The organism is Leucobacter edaphi, assembly GCF_016522535.1.
GTDB classification, from domain to species: domain Bacteria; phylum Actinomycetota; class Actinomycetes; order Actinomycetales; family Microbacteriaceae; genus Leucobacter; species Leucobacter edaphi.
Genome location: NZ_JAEHOI010000004.1, coordinates 69,550 through 84,993, shown reverse-complemented (window position 1 = coordinate 84,993; position 15,444 = coordinate 69,550). Strand labels below are relative to the sequence as shown.

At 68.3% G+C, this 15,444-nt stretch carries 14 protein-coding genes and 1 tRNA gene; 13 read left to right on the top strand and 2 right to left on the bottom strand.

The window, feature by feature from the left end; genetic code table 11:
- Positions 1-34: 34 nt before the first annotated feature.
- Positions 35-658 carry a dephospho-CoA kinase gene (gene coaE / locus JD292_RS05175; RefSeq protein ID WP_200131674.1) on the top strand — a complete coding sequence of 208 codons (624 nt, stop codon included), beginning with the start codon at positions 35-37 and terminating at the stop codon, positions 656-658.
- A 13-nt stretch (positions 659-671) separates the two neighbouring features.
- Here the strand turns inward: coaE and JD292_RS05170 are convergent, their stop codons facing one another.
- Complete coding sequence (locus JD292_RS05170; RefSeq protein ID WP_200131673.1) at positions 672-1,286, bottom strand: vitamin K epoxide reductase family protein; 615 nt, start codon at positions 1,284-1,286, stop codon at positions 672-674.
- A 277-nt stretch (positions 1,287-1,563) separates the two neighbouring features.
- Here JD292_RS05170 and JD292_RS05165 point away from each other — a divergent pair, with 277 nt between their 5' ends.
- The 11 genes from JD292_RS05165 (at position 1,564) to JD292_RS05115 (ending at position 11,819) form a co-directional block, all read left to right on the top strand.
- The gene (locus JD292_RS05165) at positions 1,564-4,299 is read left to right on the top strand and encodes an Rne/Rng family ribonuclease (RefSeq protein ID WP_200131672.1); all 2,736 of its coding nucleotides are present in this window, start codon (positions 1,564-1,566) and stop codon (positions 4,297-4,299) included.
- Between the two features lie 147 nt (positions 4,300-4,446).
- Positions 4,447-4,755 (top strand): 50S ribosomal protein L21, encoded by a 309-nt coding sequence (gene rplU / locus JD292_RS05160; RefSeq protein WP_200131671.1) that lies wholly within the window; start codon positions 4,447-4,449, stop codon positions 4,753-4,755.
- Between the two features lie 34 nt (positions 4,756-4,789).
- Positions 4,790-5,044, top strand: coding sequence for a 50S ribosomal protein L27 (rpmA, locus tag JD292_RS05155; protein WP_200131670.1), 255 nt, complete (start codon positions 4,790-4,792; stop codon positions 5,042-5,044).
- A 68-nt stretch (positions 5,045-5,112) separates the two neighbouring features.
- Positions 5,113-6,618, top strand: a complete 1,506-nt coding sequence (gene obgE, locus JD292_RS05150; RefSeq protein WP_200131669.1) for a GTPase ObgE — start codon at positions 5,113-5,115, stop codon at positions 6,616-6,618.
- Entirely contained in the window at positions 6,615-7,421 is an 807-nt protein-coding gene (gene proB / locus JD292_RS05145; RefSeq protein ID WP_200131668.1) for a glutamate 5-kinase, read from the top strand. Before obgE ends, proB begins: the two co-directional genes overlap by 4 nt.
- Entirely contained in the window at positions 7,408-8,661 is a 1,254-nt protein-coding gene (locus JD292_RS05140) for a glutamate-5-semialdehyde dehydrogenase (RefSeq protein ID WP_200131667.1), read from the top strand. Before proB ends, JD292_RS05140 begins: the two co-directional genes overlap by 14 nt.
- Positions 8,662-8,717: 56 nt before the next feature.
- Complete coding sequence (locus JD292_RS05135) at positions 8,718-8,930, top strand: hypothetical protein (RefSeq protein ID WP_200131666.1); 213 nt, start codon at positions 8,718-8,720, stop codon at positions 8,928-8,930.
- Positions 8,931-8,950: 20 nt separating this feature from the next.
- Positions 8,951-9,556 (top strand): nicotinate-nucleotide adenylyltransferase, encoded by a 606-nt coding sequence (nadD, locus tag JD292_RS05130; RefSeq protein WP_200131665.1) that lies wholly within the window; start codon positions 8,951-8,953, stop codon positions 9,554-9,556.
- Positions 9,549-11,234 carry a hypothetical protein gene (locus JD292_RS05125; RefSeq protein ID WP_200131664.1) on the top strand — a complete coding sequence of 562 codons (1,686 nt, stop codon included), beginning with the start codon at positions 9,549-9,551 and terminating at the stop codon, positions 11,232-11,234. Before nadD ends, JD292_RS05125 begins: the two co-directional genes overlap by 8 nt.
- A gap of 45 nt (positions 11,235-11,279) precedes the next feature.
- Complete coding sequence (gene rsfS, locus JD292_RS05120) at positions 11,280-11,669, top strand: ribosome silencing factor (protein ID WP_200131749.1); 390 nt, start codon at positions 11,280-11,282, stop codon at positions 11,667-11,669.
- A 74-nt stretch (positions 11,670-11,743) separates the two neighbouring features.
- Positions 11,744-11,819 (top strand) — tRNA-Ala (locus JD292_RS05115).
- A 407-nt stretch (positions 11,820-12,226) separates the two neighbouring features.
- On the opposite strand, the gene JD292_RS05110 is transcribed toward JD292_RS05115, so the two are convergent.
- Positions 12,227-13,882, bottom strand: a complete 1,656-nt coding sequence (locus JD292_RS05110) for an ABC-F family ATP-binding cassette domain-containing protein (RefSeq protein WP_200131663.1) — start codon at positions 13,880-13,882, stop codon at positions 12,227-12,229.
- Positions 13,883-14,226: 344 nt separating this feature from the next.
- Here JD292_RS05110 and JD292_RS05105 point away from each other — a divergent pair, with 344 nt between their 5' ends.
- Entirely contained in the window at positions 14,227-15,441 is a 1,215-nt protein-coding gene (locus JD292_RS05105; protein ID WP_200131662.1) for a hypothetical protein, read from the top strand.
- The last annotated feature ends 3 nt before the right edge of the window (positions 15,442-15,444 follow it).

Sequence of the window (15,444 nt, the reverse complement as noted above, 5' to 3'; positions counted from 1 at the left end):
CGTGCTTTCACCGCCGATGACCTAGAATTCCGGCGTGACTGTGATCGGACTGACGGGCGGGATCGCCGCGGGGAAATCGACCATCGGGCGCCGCCTCGAGCAGCTGGGAGCGGTGCGCATCGATGCTGATCAGCTCGCGCGGGACGCGGTCGCGGCCGGGACGCCGGGTCTTTCCGCGGTCGTCGCGCGCTTCGGGCGGGGCGTGCTGCGGTCCGACGGGTCCCTCGACCGGCCGGCGCTCGGTGAGATCGTGTTCGGCGATCCAAGCGCCCTCGCGGACCTCAACGCGATCGTGCATCCGGAGGTGCGCAGGCTCTCCGAGGCGCGCATCGCGGACGCGCGCTCGGATGATGCGGACGCGGTGATCGTGTACGAGATCCCGCTCCTCGTGGAAGCAGCGCGCGATCAGGAATTCGACTGGGTTGTCACGGCCGAGGCGCCGGCGGAGACGAGGGTCGCCCGGATGGTCGAGTACCGCGGGATGACGGAGAGCGCCGCGCGGGACCGGATCGCCAGTCAGGCCGATGAGGCCGAACGCCGGGCGATCGCCGACGTCGTGGTCGACACCTCGGGGTCGGAGGCCGATACGATCGCTCAGGCCGACGCGCTCTGGCGGCGCATCGCGGGGGAGCGGCGCGAGCGCGTGGGCGGATCCTGATCCGGACCCGCGGCTAGAACGTGCGGCTGAACTCCGCGAGCCAGTCGAGCCGCAGCTGCGCCAGCACCGCGATGATCAGGTAGCTGAACAGGATGAACACCCAGGTCCAGGATCGCAGGGACTCGATGCGCTTGCGCGCCGGCTCCGACACAGGAACGTCACCGACGGCCTCCGGGCGCAGCAGCGTGACCCAGAAGAGCGGGATCGTTACCGACCACACCACCATGCACCACGGGCACAGCGTCCCGAGGGAGTAGACGCTCTGCGAGAAGAGCCAGAAGACGAACACGATTCCGCCGAGCAGGCCGACGCGGTAGACGTGCCAGAACCACGGGGCGAAGCGCGCGCCCGCGAGCAGGGCGAATCCCACGAGGATTGGGGCCATGAACGCGGCGACGCCGAGGATCGTGTTGCTGAAGCCGAAGAGCGAACCCTGCCAGGACCCCATGTTCGGGCCGCAGGTCACGAGAACGCTGACATTGCAGTTCGGGACGTAGTCCGGCGTCTTCAACACCTTCACGTACTCGGTGAGGAGCTCGAAAGAGGCGAACCAGCCGATGACGCCGGCAATGATCGTGAAGAGTGCGAATGCGAGGGGTCGCCCGCCTGGGCGGGTCTCGGTGCTCATGAGGCCGATCTTATCCAGCCGAAGATGGGAATCGACCCAGGTACAGGGCACGGGGGCAGCGCGTGGGGCACGGCCCATGACATAATGGGGGGTGGTGCGATCCCCGAAGAGGGTGCATCGCACGCACAGTCTTTTGGCGGTCGCGAGACCGACACCGGTCGAAGAACGACCGAGCGCGGGTGGAGAACACCCGCGGAGAACAGGATTTGCGGATCACACCGCACGAACGAGGTTCCCGGGTAGGACGCGTTTCTCCCGGGCGGAGGAGACACCAGGAATGGTGAATAACAGCACAGAATCGAACCCGGAAGTCGAGGCGATCGCCCCGGAAGGCGCACTGAGCGATCAGCCGGTGGAAGCCGCGAGCAAGGCGGCCGGGCAGTCGGATAACGACGAGACCGCGGCAGCGGCCGCTCCCGAGCAGCAGGCCGCCGAGGAGTCCGCAGCGGCTCCCGCGGAGGTCGCCGAAGGTTCGGACCCGCAGGCAGAGGCACCGGCGAAGACCGCCGAGGAGCCCGCTGAGGCCCCGGCAACGTCCGCGAAGGCTCCCGAGGAGCCGGCAGCGGCTCCCGCACCGGCCGAGGAGGTCCCCGAACCGGCCGAGGAAGCCCCCGCGAAGCCCGAGGGCCCGCAGCTCATCCTGCCGCTCGCGGAGATGACGAGCGAGGAGCGCTTCCGCGCGACGACCCGCCTGCTCTTCGTCGCGCCGGACGTCCCGCCGATCCAGCCGCGCCCGCGACGCACCGACTTCCGTCGGACGGAATCCCACCACGGCGAGTTCCGCCAGCTCGACGACATCCTCGATCAGCACTTCACCCGCGAGCAGCAGCCCGCTCGCGATGACGAGCGCGACGCCCGTCACGACCGGGACCGCGATCGCGATCGCGACTCCTCGGGGAGCTCGCGTCGCACGCGCCGCCGTTCCGATCGCGACTCGGGCGGACGTGACGAGGACGACAGCCCCCGCCGCTCCTCGCGGCAGGCGCCCGTCATCACCGAGCCGCAGAAGGTCAAGGGGTCGACGCGGCTCGAGGCGAAGAAGCAGCGCCGCCGCGACGGCCGCGATGCCGGCCGGCGCCGCATGGTCATCACCGAGTCCGAGTTCCTCGCGCGCCGCGAGGCGGTCGACCGCGAGATGATCGTCCGCACGACCGCGGACCGCGTGCAGATCGGCGTGCTCGAGGACAAGGTGCTCGTGGAGCACTACGTCGCCCGTTCGAGCGAGAGCTCCCTCATCGGCAACGTCTACCTCGGTCGCGTGCAGAACGTCCTCCCCAGCATGGAGGCCGCGTTCGTGGACATCGGTCGCGGCCGCAACGCCGTGCTTTACTCGGGCGAGGTCGACTGGTCCGAGTTCGAGGGCGGTAACACCGCTCGTCGGATCGAGAACGCGCTCAAGCCGGGCGATCAGGTGCTCGTGCAGGTCACGAAGGATCCGGTCGGGCACAAGGGCGCCCGCCTCACGAGCCAGATCTCGCTGCCCGGCCGCTTCCTCGTCTACGTGCCGGGCGGAGCGATGAACGGCATCTCGCGCAAACTCCCCGATACGGAGCGTGCCCGACTCAAGAAGATCCTCAAGGAGGTGCTCCCCACTGGCGCCGGCGTCATCGTCCGCACCGCGGCCGAGGGCGCGAGCGAGGAGCAGCTCACGCACGACGTGCAGCGCCTCACGCGCCAGTGGGAGTCGATCCAGAAGCGCGTCGAGAAGGGCGGCGCCCCCGCGCTGCTGCACTCCGAACCGGACATGCTCATCAAGATCGTCCGCGATGTCTTCAACGAGGACTTCCAGCGCCTGCTCATCTCGGGCGGCGACACCTACGGAACCATCGAGAACTACCTGTCGCAGGTGGCCCCCGACCTCCTGCAGCGCGTCGAGCGCTTCGAAGGTGAGCGGGACATCTTCGACGAGTTCCGGATCACGGAGCAGATCGCGAAGGCGCTCGATCGCAAGGTGTGGCTGCCGTCCGGCGGATCGCTCGTGATCGACCGCACCGAGGCCATGACCGTGATCGACGTGAACACGGGCAAGTTCGTCGGCTCGGGGGGCAACCTCGAGGAGACCGTCACGAAGAACAACCTCGAGGCAGCCGAGGAGATCGTTCGGCAGCTCCGCCTCCGCGACATCGGCGGGATCATCGTCGTCGACTTCATCGACATGGTGCTCGAGTCGAACCGAGACCTCGTGCTGCGGCGGGTCGTCGAGTGCCTGAGCCGCGACCGCACCAAGCACCAGGTCGCTGAAGTGACCTCGCTCGGTCTCGTCCAGATGACCCGCAAGAAGCTCGGGCTCGGTCTGCTCGAGTCCTTCAGCGAGCCGTGCGAGGTCTGCGCGGGGCGCGGCATCATCGTGCATCACGAGCCGGTCTCGAAGCACCATCGCGGGGGAGACTCCGCGCCGCGCAATTCGAAGCGCGGGCGGGGCGGCAACCAGTCGGGCGGCAACGGCGGCCACGGCGGCAACCAGAACTCCGGCGGACAGCAGCACGCCGAGCCGAAGGGCCAGGCGCACACCCTGACCGACGGGGCAAAGAACATGCTCGCGCAGGTCGCGGCCTCGACGATCCCCGGATCGAAGGAGGACGCCGAGACCCAGGGTGCGCCCGAGAGCAAGGCCGAGGCCGGTCAGTCCGGTCAGCAGGGCCGTGCCGCTGGCGGGCAGCAGCGCGCGGGCGAGCCTCGCGGCGAAGAGCCCCGCGCCACGGGTCGCGTGCGGTCCAGGGCCTCGCGCGCGCAGGCGCAGTCGCAGCCGGCCGCGCAGGAACCGGAGGCGCCGCGCGCCCAGCGCCAGGAGCCCTCGAACCTGCTGGACTCGGTGCTCGACGCGCTTCCCGACGCCCCGGCTGCGGGAACGGGTCGCGCGAAGAATCGCCGCGTGACCACGTCGACGGTCGCGGGCGGAACCTCCGCCGGCGCCGCGCAGGCCGATACGAAGTCGGAGGCGCAGGCCGCGCAGGCGGCCCTCGCCGAGGCCTTGGACGCAACGGTGAAACGCCGCGCGACCGGGGACGCGTGACACGCGGAACGGCCTATTTGACCGGAAACGGTCATTCAAGATATTATTGAGCGTTGGTGCCGCCCGTGGGCGGCTGACATCTGAGACTTCGGACGCGGCGGGGCTGCGCTTCGACACGCAAGACGATCCTCAAGAAAAGGGTGAGAAGTGGTTTACGCAGTAGTGCGCGCAGGCGGCCGGCAGGAGAAGGTCGAGGTTGGCTCGATCATCACCGTTAACCGTGTGGCGGGTGACGCGAAGGGCAAGCTCGAGCTTCCCGCCGTGCTCCTCGTCGACGGCGACCAGGTGACGACCGACGCGGCGAAGCTCGCCAAGGTCAAGGTCACGGCCGAGGTCCTCGACGACCTCCGCGGTCCCAAGATCGTCATCCAGCGATACAAGAACAAGACCGGTTACAAGAGCCGCCAGGGCCACCGTCAGGATCTGACGCGCCTCAAGGTCACCGGCATCAAGTAATCGCTTTAGACATCCCACTAAGGAGTAGAGACTCATGGCACATAAGAAGGGCGCCAGCTCCACCCGCAACGGTCGTGACTCGAACGCGCAGCGCCTCGGCGTGAAGCGCTTCGGCGGCCAGCAGGTCAACGCCGGCGAGATCATCGTCCGTCAGCGCGGCACGCACTTCCACCCCGGCGCAAACGTCGGTCGTGGTGGCGACGACACCCTGTTCGCTCTCGCCGCTGGCGAGGTCGCGTTCGGCGTGAAGGGCGGCCGCAAGGTCGTCAACATCGTGGCCGCTGCCTAACTAGGCAACATCAACGGCGAGGCGGGCTTCGGCTCGCCTTTTGCCGTATCCAGGGGAAGGAAAGCAGCATGACGACGTTCGTAGATCGCGTGCAGGTACACCTGCAGGCGGGGCGTGGCGGCAACGGCTGCGTCTCGATCCGACGCGAAAAGTTCAAGCCGCTCGCGGGCCCCGACGGCGGTGCGGGCGGACACGGCGGAGACATCGTGCTGCTCGCCGATCCGCAGGTCACCACGCTGCTCGACTACCACCGCAGGCCGCACCGCACCGCTGAGAACGGCGGCTACGGCGCCGGCGACTACCGCGCGGGCACGAACGGCGAAGAGCTCGTGCTCTCCGTCCCCGTCGGCACGGTCGTGAAGAACGCAGCGGGCGAGACCCTGATCGACATGACCGAACCCGGAACCCGGTTCGTGGCTGCCAAGGGCGGCATCGGCGGGCTCGGGAACAACGCCCTCGCGAGCTCGAAGCGCAAGGCCCCCGGCTTTGCGCTGCTCGGAACCGAGGGCTGGGCGGGAACTCTCACGCTCGAGCTCAAGACGATCGCCGACGTCGCCTTCGTCGGGTACCCCTCGGCGGGGAAGTCGAGCCTGATCGCCGCGATGAGCGCCGCGAAGCCGAAGATCGCCGACTACCCGTTCACCACACTGCACCCCAATCTCGGCGTCGTGCAGGCGGGCGAGATCCGATACACGGTCGCCGACGTGCCCGGCCTCATCGAGGGCGCCAGCGAGGGGAAGGGCCTCGGCCTCGACTTCCTGCGCCACGTCGAACGCTGCAGCGCGCTGCTTCACGTGCTCGACTGCGCGACGCTCGAGCCCGGCCGCGATCCGCTCTCCGACCTGGAGATCATTCGCAAGGAACTCGGCTCGTACCCGGTTCCGGAGGGCCAGGTCCCGCTGCTGGACCGCCCGCAGCTCGTCGCCCTCAACAAGATCGACGTTCCCGAAGCGCGCGAGCTCGCCGACTTCGTCCGCCCCGAGATCGAGGCGCTCGGCTACCGCGTGTTCGAGATCTCGACGGTCTCCCATGAGGGGCTGCGCGAGCTCAGCTTCGCACTCGCCGGGCTCGTGGAAGAGGAACGACAGCGCCGGATCGTCGAGGAGCCCGAGCAGCCGCGCATCGTCCTGCAGCCGCGCGTCGGGCGCGAGGCGGCCTACCGCGTCAAGACGGAGGGCGGTACCTACGGCACCCTCTACCGGATCCTGGGCGAGAAGCCTGAGCGCTGGGTCGCGCAGACCGACTTCACGAACGATGAGGCCGTCGGCTACCTCGCCGATCGCCTGCAGAAGCTCGGCATCGAGGACGGCCTGGTCAAGGCCGGAGCGACGGCCGGCTCCACGGTCGTCATCGGTCCCGGATCCGGAGTGGTCTTCGACTGGGAGCCGACGGTGACGAGCGCCGCCGAGGTGCAGATGGGCGCGCGCGGTTCCGACCTGCGCGTCGATCCGAACACGCGCCGCACCAACAAGGAGCGCCGCACCGAATACCACGAGCTCATGGATGCGAAGGCTGAGGCCCGCGCCGAGCTCGAGCGCGAGCGCAAAGCCGGGATGTGGAACGAGGAGAAGTGAGAACCGGGGAGGAGCTCCTCGCGGCGCGGAGGGTCGTCGTCAAGGTCGGTTCGTCGTCCGTGAGCGGCGATCGCGCCGGACAGATTCCGACCCTGGTCGAGAATCTCGCGCGCCTGCATCGGGCGGGTGCCGACGTGATTCTCGTCTCGAGCGGCGCGATCGCCACTGGCGTGCCCTTCCTCCGCCTGGATGAGCGACCGGATGATCTCGCCACGCAGCAGGCCGCCGCGGCCGTCGGGCAGAACATCCTGGTCAACCGCTATCAGCGGGCGCTCACGACGCACGAGATCATCGCGGGCCAGGTCCTGCTTACCGCGCAAGACATCGAGAACCCGACGCACCGGGGGAACGCCAGGCGCGCGATCGAACGGCTCCTGCAGCTCGGAATCCTCCCGATCATCAACGAGAACGACACCGTCGCGACGCACGAGATCCGGTTCGGGGACAACGACCGCCTCGCCGCTCTCGTGGCGCGTCTGATCGGCGCCGATCGTCTCGTGCTCCTTTCGGACGTCGACGCGCTCTACACCGCGCCGCCGAACCAGGTCGGAGCGCAGCGCATCGCCCACGTGCCCTACGGGGACTCGCTCGCGGGGATCGAGATCGGCGAGAGCCAGTCGGGCTGGGGGACGGGAGGAGCCTCGACCAAGGTCCAGGCCGCGCGCCTCGCCGCCGACGCCGGCGCCCACGTGCTCCTCACCGAGACCCGACTGCTGAGCGCCGTTCTCGACGGCGCCGACCACGGCACCCGCTTCGACGCGGTGCCCGAAACCGAGAGCGAGGCCGCGAATGTCGCACGCTGATCCGTTCATCACCAAGCTCGAGCGCGCGCGCCGGGCGGCGAAGTCGCTGGCCACCGTCACCACGATGCAGAAGAACGCCGCGCTCGAGGCCATCGCTCAGGGTCTCGAGGAGGCGATCCCCGAGATCGTTGCCGCGAACGCCGAGGATCTTGCCCGCGGCGAGGCGAATCAGATCGGCGACGGCCTGCTCGATCGACTCCGGCTCGATGAGGCGCGCGTCCGGTCCCTCGCGGCCGCGGTGCGCGAGCTGATCGCCCTGCCGGACCCGATCGGACAGATCGTGCGCGGGAGCACGCTCGCCAACGGAATCAAGATCAGCCAGGTCCGCGTCCCGTTCGGCGTGGTCGGCGCGATCTACGAGGCGCGCCCGAACGTCACGGTCGATATCGCGGCGCTCGCGCTCAAGAGCGGCAACGGCGCGGTGCTCCGCGGCGGAACCGCAGCAGAGCATTCGAATCGCGTGCTCGTCGCCGTGATCCAGCGTGCGATCAGCGCTTCCGGCCTTGACGGTGACGCGGTGCAAACCATCGACGAGTTCGGCCGCGAGGGCGCGGGACGTCTCATGCGCGCCCGCGGCTACGTTGACGTGCTGATCCCCAGGGGGAGCGCCGGCCTGATCGCCACCGTCGTCTCGGAGTCCACCGTCCCCGTGATCGAGACGGGCGCCGGCATCGTCCACGTCTACGTCGATGCGACCGCGGACCCCCAGATGGCGGTGCAGATCGTCACGAACGCCAAGACACACCGCCCCAGCGTGTGCAACGCGGCGGAGACGCTGCTCGTGCACCGGGACGCGGCCCCCAGGATCCTTCCGCTGATCGCGGAGCAGCTGCTCGGGGCGGGCGTCGAGCTCGCCGGCGACGCCGCGGCGCGAGCCATCGCCGCCGAGCTGGGGGAGGCCGACGACGAGACCTGGTCGACCGAGCATCTCGCCCTCGAGATGGGGGTGCGGATCGTCGACTCCCTCGACGAAGCCATCGAGCACATCGACCGCTACTCGACCAGGCACACCGAGTCGATCGTCACCGAGGACTACGCGAGCGCCGAACGGTTCCTCGCGGACGTCGATTCGGCCGTCGTGATGGTCAACGCCTCGACCCGCTTCACCGACGGCGGCGAGTTCGGCTTCGGTGCCGAGGTCGGTATCTCCACCCAGAAACTCCACGCGCGCGGTCCCATGGGCCTCGCGGAACTGACGAGCACGAAGTGGCTCGTCCGCGGTGCGGGCCAGATCCGCTAAGCAAACCGGGTAGACTGGGGGAGTTCACCCAATCCGTAACGAAACCAGGGGTCTCAATGTCACTTGTCGCCACGATCGTCGCAGCTGCCGAAGAGGGAAGCCACGTCGTCAACGAGCTGCCGTTCCCGGGGTTCCTGTTTGGCGTCATCATGTTCGTCGCGTTCACCGCGCTCGCGGCGGTCACCTTCTCGTTCCGTGATGTTGCCAACCGCCACGCCGCCAAGGCCGAGGCCTACGCACGCGAGCACGGCGCGTCCGCGAAGCACTAGCAACGGGCGGACTATCGAAGGTGGCAGAAGCACGACGCCGCGTCGGGGTGATGGGCGGCACCTTCGACCCGATCCATCACGGCCACCTCGTCGCCGCCAGCGAGGTCGCGCAGAGTTTCGACCTCGATGAGGTCATCTTTGTGCCGACCGGCCGACCCTGGCAGAAGAGCGGCGTGTCGCCGAGCGAGCACCGCTATCTGATGACGGTCATCGCGACCGCATCGAACCCGCGCTTCACGGTGAGCCGCGTCGACGTCGATCGCGCGGGCCCCACCTACACGGTCGACACGCTGCGCGACCTGCACGAACAGCTCCCCGACGCGGAACTGTTCTTCATCTCGGGTGCGGACGCCGTGGAGCAGATCCTGAGCTGGAAAGACGTCGACCGGCTGTGGGACCTCGCCCACTTCATCGCGGTGTCACGGCCCGGGCACGAACTTTCGACCTCAGGGCTTTCCGGGGACCACGTGAGCATGCTCGAGGTCCCCGCGCTCGCGATCTCGTCAACGGACTGTCGAGCCAGAGTAGCTCGCGGATATCCGGTGTGGTATCTCGTTCCTGACGGGGTCGTGCAGTACATTGCGAAGCACGGGTTGTATACCGAGGAAGCGACGGAACATGACTGAGCACGACGATAAGCAACCGCTGACGCGCCGCGAGCGCCGACTGCGGGAGCTGGGGGAAACGGGTGCCCTCGACCTTTCCGAGGCGGTGACGCGCCCGGCAGCAGAGCAGAAGCAGCCGCAGGGGGACGTGAGCGGCTCCGCGACGGAGGTCGCTCCCGCAGCTGAAGAGAGCGACGAGATCGTTATCGATCCCCTCAATCCCGACGGGACTCCCCGCAGCCGCCGAGAGATCCGCGCGCTGCGCGAGCAGGCGATGGCGGAGCGGGCCCACGCCCGAAGCGAGGCTGCCGGCGTCGACGCCGCGGTCGCGTCCGGCGCTGAGGCCGTTCAGGAAGAGGCTTCGGCGGAGCTCGCCGAGGCAGACGCCGCGCCCCACTCGCTCCAGGAGGCCGCAAAGGTCGAGGAAGAGGTCCTCGAGGACGGCGTCAACGAGCAGCCGGGGGCGGATCTGCCCGCCGTGGACACTCCCGATGCGGGGGAGGCCGCGGCCGCCGAGACGGATTCCCAGGCCGAGTCGGCGTCCGCCGACGAGGAGCCCGCTGAGCCGGAGACGGTCGCGGTCCCGAAGGTCGACGCGAGCGCTGCCGCTCCGAAGGCCGACGCGGAGCCCGAACCTGACTTCGACTCGCTGATCGCCCCGCCCACCGAGGCGTACAACGTGGATGAGCTCCGCGAGGCCGAGCAGGTCTCCGCAGATCCCGATTCCGAGGACGCGATTGGCGCGGCCGACGAGGTCGAGCAGGACGCGGCGGCCGAGGAGGCCGACAGCGAGGAGCCCGCTGCAGCTGAGGCTGCGCCGGCGGCTGAGGCGAAGCCGAAGCGTCGCTTCTGGCAGCGCGGTCGTGCCGCCGAGGAGACTTCTCCCGAGGATGAGGAGCCGGCTGAGGATCCGACGACGGACGAATCCGATGCCGCAGCGGCCCCGGCCGCCGACTCCGAGGACGCGCCGGCCGAGGATGCCGCCAAATCCGCGGAGGAGCCCGACGCGGTTGCGGAACCCACCGAGGCCGAGGAGCCCGCGGCAGAACCCGTGCCGGCCCCGCGTCCCGCGACCCGCGCCCAGGCTCCGCAGCCTCCCGCCGCGCCCGAGCCCGCCGCGAAGCCCGAAGCGAAGCAGGAGAAGGAAGGCTACTCCTTCCCCGACACCGCCCCGCCGGAGGAATGGCGCTCGGTCTTCGACGACCACTCCTCGCGGGCGATGCCGACGCAGCCCAAGGCCGACGGCGACTTCGACGACCTGATTTCCCGGGCCGTCGCCCAGGAGGGCTCCACCGCGAGCTCCACCTCGGCGCTCATCCTACCGAACATGCCGGAGGACACCGGCGGACTCACCGGGCCGCTCGGCGCCACCGGTGACCTCTATGTCACCGGCTCCCTCAAGCTCCCCAAGTCGCTCGGCGAGACCGGCGGACACTCTGCGCTGCACGACTCCGTCGAGATCGATCCGATTACGGGAGGCGCCGCGGCGGACGAGACGGCGAAGCCCGGAGACGGGCCCGCGCCGGTCGCCGCGCGCCACGCCGTCAGCGCACGCGTCTCCACCGGCGCGAACGTCGTCGCGAAGCCCGCGAAGGAGAAGAGCAAGCTCCCGCTCATCCTCTCCCTCACCGGTGGCGGCCTGCTCGTCGTCGTCGTGGGAATCGGCGTCTGGGGCGCCTCCAACGGAATGTTCGGCTAACCAGCACACGACCGGCCGGGAACGGCCCGAAGCAAAGGAAAAAACCTGAACGCTGTAGCGAATCAGACCAGCGAACTCCTCGCAGAACTCCGCACGGCAGTCCGCGCCGCCGACGCGAAGGGTGCCACGGCGCCCGTCGCGCTCGACGTCGCAGAACAGTTCGGCTACGCCGACGCATTCCTCATTCTCACCGGCAGCGTCGAGCGGAACGTGCAGGCGATCTCCGACAGCATCGAAGACGCCCTCAACGAATCCGGCGTGCGCACCATCCGACGCGAGGGCCGCGAAAGCGGGCGCTGGGTGCTCCTCGATTTCGGCGACCTCATCGTGCACGTCTTCCACCAGGAAGAACGCGACTTCTACCAGCTCGAGCGTCTCTGGCAGGACTGCCCGCTCATCGACACCTCCGACATGATCGACACGCCCGCAGCGTGAACGATTTGCGCATCGCGGGTGTCGCTGGTGTAAAGTAGAAGAGTTGTCGGGCGAGCATTCGTCCGACTTCACCTGGGTCTGTGGCGCAGTTGGTAGCGCACCTGCATGGCATGCAGGGGGTCAGGGGTTCGAATCCCCTCAGATCCACCAGTGAAAGCCCCGCCTCGGCGGGGCTTTTCCGATCTTCGGGGCTTCGACACGGGATTTGTGAAGGCGGCGCCCTCACTTAAGAATCCCGTGCCCCACAGATCCACAATAGAAAAGCCCCGCCTCGGCGGGGCTTTTCCGATCTTCGGGGCTTCGACACGGGATTCGTGAAGGCTGCGCCCTCGCCCGTGAATCCCGTGCCCCTCAGATCCACCAGTGAAAAGCCCCGCCTTGAACTGCTCCCCGGGGATTCGACACGGAATTCGTGAAGGCTGCGCCTTCGCCCGTGAATCCCTTGCCCCCCAGAACGCCTGTGCCGAAGACTTCGATACCGACAGCGGCGAACTGGAGACGTTACTCGCGCGTCGCGAGAGGCCGGATAGATCGCGGCGGGTTCACCTTCTTCACGGTCATTCCGCTTCCGCGCCTCCGGACATTGCCGACAGCTCGATGCTCGGCCAGTCGGCCACGTCGCGCAGGAGCTGCCGATCGTGAGAAGACACGACGACGGCCGCCTGGGTGGCTCCCAGCGCTTCCGTGAGTTCGTCGACGAGAGCGATGGAGAGGTGGTTCGTCGGCTCGTCCAGGAGCAAGACATGGGGGCGCGCGGCGAGCACCAGTGCCAGATCGAGGCGTCGTTGCTGCCCCATCGACAACTCGCCCACCCGCTTGCTCAGCTCTTGCGATTTCAGGAGGCCGAGCTGCGACACCCCGATCGCATCCGAGGTCGGCACGATCCCAGCCGCAACGAGCGCATCGAGGTGCGTTTCATACACCTCGCTCGCCCGCTGTTCGCGCGGCAGATCGGACTCTTGGCGAAGAAACCCCAGGCGCGTCGTGCGCGGTTTGCGCACCGTGCCAGTATCTGGCGCAAGATCTCCGCCCGCAACGTTGAGCAGGGTGGACTTGCCCGATCCATTCGGGCCGGTCACCACGAGCCTGCTTCGCTGCGAAAGTGAGAACGACACCGGGCCGCGAAGCCGCCCAGTCACGCTGAGGTTCTCGACGGTCAGCAGCGCCGTTCCGGTACGGGTGCGGAGCGCGGGGAAGCGGAACACCTGAGGCGGTTCGGGCACCGTGATGGCGTGAGCTTCGAGCGATTCTCGGCGTCGGTGGACGTTCTGCACGAGGCCACCGGCCCTTGTGGCACGCCCGTGCTTGTTGGTGCCCTTCTCCGGTCGCCATCCTGTGACGAGTCGGTTCTGGGCCGCGCTGAGGCTGTCTTGCAGTCGCGCACGCTCGGCCTGCTGCTTGTCGTATTCCTGTTCCCAACGCTCCCTTTCAGCCAGTCGTCCTTCCCGGTAGCCCGCGTAGCCATCTCCGTATACGCGCGGCCGCCCGTCCGGTGTCGGATCAAGATCGACGACTGTCTCGGCGAAGTCCGACAGAAGTGCCCGGTCATGGCTCACGACCACGACACCGCCGTTGCGGGATCGCAACTGGACGGTCAAAAACTCGAGCCCGCTGCGGTCGAGATGATTGGTGGGTTCATCGAGCAACAGGAAATCGTCGTCAGCACCGAGAAGGCAGGCCAAACGCACGCGGTAACGTTGCCCGACTGACAATTCCGCGAGCGGCCGTGTCGTGTCGGTTTCCGCGTCGAGTGCTTCGAGTGCGATCTGTACGCGCCGCTCGGCGTCCCATGCGTCGAGAGCTTCGGCGTGCTCCAAGGCGGAAGCATACTTCGCTTCGGCGTCTGCGGTGCCGTCGGCGAGTGCGTGGCCGGCAGCGTCGAGTCTCGCCAGAGCCGCAAGGGGCGCCGCAATCGCGTCTGCGACAGCCTGTCCGACGGTGCGCTGGTCGGAAGCATCCATCTCTTGCTCCGCGACACCGATCGTGCCGATGCGCTGCACCGTGCCACCATCGGGAGTGAGCGAACCTGCAAGGACGTGCAGGAGGGTGGACTTGCCTCGGCCATTTTCCCCGACGATTGCGACACGCGAAAGGGGGGTGAGGGTGAGGTCAACGTGATTGAGTACCCGGACGACGCCCCGTAGGACAGAGACGTCGGAAACGGTGAGTTGCGCGCGAGCGCGCGCAGGAAAAAGGTGGGTATCGGTGTGCATGTGAATCCTTGAAACAGGCGCAACACAAGCCGAGTGCATCGGCAAATAGGTACGCGAGATGACGGCGACCCGAAAGGGTCAGAGCGAGCAGCTTCCGCTGGCCCGGAGATACTCAACGAGCGCGGTCAGCAAGCTCAGCCGTCACAGGAAGTACAAATGCATACGCTCATTATATGCCTGGCCGCTCTCGTTGTCCCCAGCGGGCTTGCGTTTCATCCAGGGCCTGTGGAATGCCGCGCGCCAACCCGCGACTGTGCACGCGCACCCACCCGGGCGTCGGCTGAACCTGGACTACTCTTCTCCTGCGGGGTGTTTCGGCGGACAAGCCCTGTTGAGGAGGCGGAATGGCGCACGAGGTCGAGCTGCTCGCAGACGCGGACGGTCTCGCTGTGTTCGGGGAACCGGGCGCCGTCGAACTGTTCCTCCGGCAGGCCGGGGTGCCCTCCAGGGAGCTGGACCTGTCGCACCTCGCGCCGGCCGTCGAGAGCGGGTCGCACCTCGCGCAGACCGTGGCGGAGGCTGCCACTCAGAGCGGACGATGGGTGAAACTCACCGAGGAGTCGGCGGAAGCGCTCAAGAGCGGTGCGCTGATGCGCGGCTCGCGCGAGGGATCCGCGCGCGCGATCCTGACCGACAACGGCAAGATCTCCGAGATCCTCGAGATCGTGTCCAAGCCCGGCGCGATGCTCGCGAACCCCGCGGTGCTCGCGGGAGCCGCCGGGATCATGGCGCAGCTCGCGATGCAGCAGTCGATGGAGGAGATCACTGCGCACCTCCGCGCCATCGACGAGAAGTGCGACGACATTCTGCGCGCGCAGAAGGACGCGCAGCTGGCCGAACTCATCGGGGTCGGCGCCGTGATCGATGAGGTCTACCGAATCCGAACGCGCACGGGTCGCGTGTCCGCCGTGAACTGGTCCAAGGTGCAAGACGCCCCGCAGACGATCTATGCGGTGGAGGCCTATGCGCCTCGTCAGCTGGAGCGGATCGAGGAGCGGCTCGGCGGGAGCTTCTCGCGCGGATCACTGCCGGCCGTGATCGACCGGAGCGGGCGTGAAGCGCATGACTGGCTGGTCGTGCTCGCCCGGTGCTGGCAGCTTCTCGACGCGCACACGATCCTGGAGCTCGATCGCGTCGCGGGCACCGATCCCGAGAGTCTCACGGAACACGGGTCGGAATTGCGAGCCTCCCGCGAGGAACGTCGTGCTCGAATCAGCGGGCACGCGACGGCTATTGTGCTGCAGATTCACGACATCGAGCGTCGAGCGAATCGCGGCGCGCTCGTGCACCCGCGCGCGAACCGCGAACTGCACGGGGCGAGCAAGCCCGCGATTGCGCGGATCCGTGAAACGGTGGGGGTGCTCGGCGGTCGGCTGCCGCGTTCGTACGTGGAGGAGCGGCGGTGGCGGCGGGCGGCGGCTGATGCCGGGCAGCGGATCCAAGACGCGGGGGTCAGGGGAGCAGGGTCTGCCGCGCGCGCCGCCGAGGGCGGCTACGAGGAGGTTCGGGCGGCGGGCGAGCGTCTGATTCGACGCCTCAGGCCGCCCGAAGACACCTGAGGA

Bases quoted from the DNA above. Each gene is read 5' to 3' on its own strand.
- JD292_RS05170 (WP_200131673.1), bottom strand. From the start codon at position 1,286: ATGAGCACCGAGACCCGCCCAGGCGGGCGACCCCTCGCATTCGCACTC.
- JD292_RS05165 (WP_200131672.1), top strand. From the start codon at position 1,564: ATGGTGAATAACAGCACAGAATCGAACCCGGAAGTCGAGGCGATCGCC.
- JD292_RS05125 (WP_200131664.1), top strand. From the start codon at position 9,549: ATGACTGAGCACGACGATAAGCAACCGCTGACGCGCCGCGAGCGCCGA.
- JD292_RS05110 (WP_200131663.1), bottom strand. From the start codon at position 13,882: ATGCACACCGATACCCACCTTTTTCCTGCGCGCGCTCGCGCGCAACTC.
- JD292_RS05140 (WP_200131667.1), top strand. From the start codon at position 7,408: ATGTCGCACGCTGATCCGTTCATCACCAAGCTCGAGCGCGCGCGCCGG.
- obgE (WP_200131669.1), top strand. From the start codon at position 5,113: ATGACGACGTTCGTAGATCGCGTGCAGGTACACCTGCAGGCGGGGCGT.
- rpmA (WP_200131670.1), top strand. From the start codon at position 4,790: ATGGCACATAAGAAGGGCGCCAGCTCCACCCGCAACGGTCGTGACTCG.
- JD292_RS05135 (WP_200131666.1), top strand. From the start codon at position 8,718: ATGTCACTTGTCGCCACGATCGTCGCAGCTGCCGAAGAGGGAAGCCAC.
- JD292_RS05105 (WP_200131662.1), top strand. From the start codon at position 14,227: ATGGCGCACGAGGTCGAGCTGCTCGCAGACGCGGACGGTCTCGCTGTG.